The organism is Pseudomonas oryzihabitans NBRC 102199 (genome assembly GCF_000730625.1).
In the GTDB taxonomy this organism is placed as follows: Bacteria; Pseudomonadota; Gammaproteobacteria; order Pseudomonadales; family Pseudomonadaceae; genus Chryseomonas; species Chryseomonas oryzihabitans.
Map to the genome: position 1 here is coordinate 1 of NZ_BBIT01000033.1, position 1,220 is coordinate 1,220.

Here is a 1,220-nt window from a genome sequence, read left to right on the forward strand (position 1 = left end):
ATACCGTCTTCGCCCTTCAGTGTGCAATGGCTAAAGCAGGGTCGAAAGGCTTGCCCGATTTGAGCACGCCATAGGCGATGGTCAGCAGCTTACGCATGGCGGCGCAGACGGTTTGTTTACCTTTCTTGCCCCTGGCTTTCAGGCGCTCGGCTTGCGCCTTGATAGCCGGGTTATAGGTCAGCGCCACGACAGCAGGTAGGTATAGCGCACTTCGTAAGCGGACTGATCCCATGCGCGAGATGCAGGTATGGCCGCGCGCGAGGCCGGACTCCTGCAGGCGCGGGTTCAAGCCGGCAAAGGCGGTAACGGCGCGGGCATCGGCGAAGCGGTCGATATCGCCGAGCTCCGCCAGGATCAGGGCGGCGGTCTTGTCAGCGATGCCATCGATACTCACCAGCAGGTCGCGCTTACCACGTAAGTCCGGATCGTCGTCGATATGGCGTTTGATCTGTTCGAGCGTCCAGGCGATCTGCTCATCGAGCCGTTGCAAGACTGCCCGGATCGAGTCCTGGACTTTTTCCGGACTGATCTCGAGCCGATTGAGCTCCATCTGCCGTAGCGATTGGAGATCCTCCAGGCGCCGGGTCAGCGCGCGAAGCGTGCGGATGGACACAGGTTCCGGGTGCCAGGCTCGCAAACTATCTTCATGCCGCTGGCCATAGGTGGCAATCAGCTTGGCGTCGAGTTTGTCCGTTTTGCTGCGCTGCAACTGGCTTTGCGCATAACGGGCGATCTGTGCTGGATTGAGCACCGCGATTCGGTAGCCCAACGCATGGAAGTGCCCGGCGAGCGATTCGTGATAGATGCCCGTGGCTTCCATCACGATCCAAGCGCCTGGCTCGGCATGCTGTTGCAGCCAGTCAGCAAAGACCGCGAAGCCTGCCTGATCGTTGCTCAGCTTGCCCTTTGTCCGGTACTTGCCGTTGGACTGCAGGACGGCCAGGTCGAAGCTGCGCTTGGCGATATCAACGCCTACTACTACGGCCATGATGTCTCCTCCTTCAGATGCGTCACGATCACGTCATCCCGTCCAACCTTGCGTAATACGAGCTCTTGAGGCTCCAGATACCGTTCGGACTTGGGGATGAGTGTGGAGGAGGCAGCCTATCTACGCTGCAAGCTCAAAGGCTTAAGGGTGGACGCGGCTTGCCATCCTCCCCCGATGATCAGTCGGGGACTATGACCTCCTGAGGAGGCTGTAGTCGAGATACAAGGGTGGA

Annotated in this window: 1 protein-coding gene; it reads right to left on the minus strand. The window is 59.7% G+C overall.

What is annotated here, in order from left to right; translation table 11 throughout:
* Positions 1-16: 16 nt before the first annotated feature.
* Positions 17-988, minus strand: a complete 972-nt coding sequence (locus POR01S_RS23040; RefSeq protein ID WP_042138602.1) for an IS110 family RNA-guided transposase — start codon at positions 986-988, stop codon at positions 17-19.
* Positions 989-1,220: the final 232 nt, after the last annotated feature.